General features: G+C 40.2%; 1 protein-coding gene. It reads right to left on the bottom strand.

Features of this window, described 5'->3' with window-relative positions:
• Positions 1–156 precede the first annotated feature (156 nt).
• Complete coding sequence (locus tag ASV53_RS23930) at positions 157–1,455, bottom strand: phosphatase PAP2 family protein (RefSeq protein WP_094958977.1); 1,299 nt, start codon at positions 1,453–1,455, stop codon at positions 157–159.
• Positions 1,456–1,628 lie beyond the last annotated feature (173 nt).

A 1,628-nucleotide genomic window follows, 5' to 3' on the forward strand; every position in this document is an offset into this window, starting at 1 on the left:
ACATAAGTTATTTGATTACATAAGTTATTTAATAACTTGGTTGTATGACTGCATAGCAATCCAGTAAAAAATTAAAGCCCAGATACTCTTCAGTATTTGGGCTTTTTTATCGCTACTTAAACCAATGACTATTTATACCAATTTGGAACGGTATTATTAGAAACGATTAGCAAACGTCAGCGCAAAAGCTTGGCTATCATATACAGCATTGAACGCACTATTACTAAAGCTTGAGTCGGCATAAACATATTTAATGCCCATATCCCACTGGTTATTCAGCTTATAATTCACCCCGCCTTCAGCTTCAATATAACTATCTGTCGACCACTTTTGGTACTGCCCTTTCGCAATCAACGACAAACTATCTGTTATCTCATAATCAAGTTTCATCGCCAGGTTTGGCATTAAGCGCCAACTATCTTCTTTCGCGTAATTACCACCGTTCTTATCATCATCCATTTGAAGTGATAACAAGTGATAGTAGATGCCCAAACCAAGGTCGACATGCAATACTTCTAATGGCTGGTAACCTTTATATACCGTACCACCTAGCTTAATGTGCTGAAAGTTAGCCAGCACTTCTTGCCCTTGTTTATATTTATTTTCCCCTAACTTTTGATCAGCAGCGATCACGCCACGTTCACGAGAATCGGTACTGTTTAAATAAATCTCAGCGTGATTGTTATTACTCAGCACATGTTGATAGTTCATATATACAAATGGCTTAAATTCACGGTCGAATTCAGGTGCTTCGGTAAATGCCTGCCCAGCAACCAATGCACCACCATCTGTCGTATTCCCCCCAAGCCCTAACTCAAAACGGCTATCATAATGCGTTGGCAATACTGGCTGCGCTCCACGCTCTGTACGTTCCGTATTAAAGGCTGCATTGTTTATTTGTATATTGACACCAACGCCACCATCAACAGCCATTGAACTCACTTGGATATTTTCATCAAAATAGGGTGAGACAAAATATTGATTAACTAAAATTGAGATACCTGCTGATGCCATAACATCATCGACATGATGACGTTTACCATGCACACGGCTGTAAGCCACAAAAGTAGCAGCGCCATATGCAGGAATACCCCATGCAGAGCCATAGCGAGACTGTAGAAACGCAGCGCCACTGAAAGCTGCGGCAGTATGTCCTGAAGGGAAAGAACTGGTCCCTAGTTCATTAGGGCGCTGGCGTTCTGTCGATTTTTTAAGCCCTTCAACAATTGTTGCACTAACGATTGTTGAGTAAGTCACTTGCTTTGCACCTTCCCAATCATCATGCATCCAAGCAGCAAATAAGCCAGCGGCTGGCACCATAATTTGCAGTACATCACCAGCGACGACAATATCATCCTGTACGGAAGAATTAATTTGGTTTGAAGCAATTGCCTGCGAAGTAGCAGGAAGCGTCACTGCTGCCCCTACGAGTAAAGAAATAATTGTTTTTTTCATTTGAGTTTTTATATTACGTGTAATTATTATCGAAATAATTCCCTCAGCGCATAGAGCGCTGTATTAACTGAGTGCGATAAGGGAAATAATGCGTTTTTCTTTAACAAAGAAATATTACAAGAAGATAACATAAGCAGACAAGCTGAAATTTACATTCAATCATACTTTAATTT

Origin of the sequence: Photobacterium sanguinicancri (assembly GCF_002265265.1) — a bacterium.
GTDB lineage: Bacteria > Pseudomonadota > Gammaproteobacteria > Enterobacterales > Vibrionaceae > Photobacterium > Photobacterium sanguinicancri.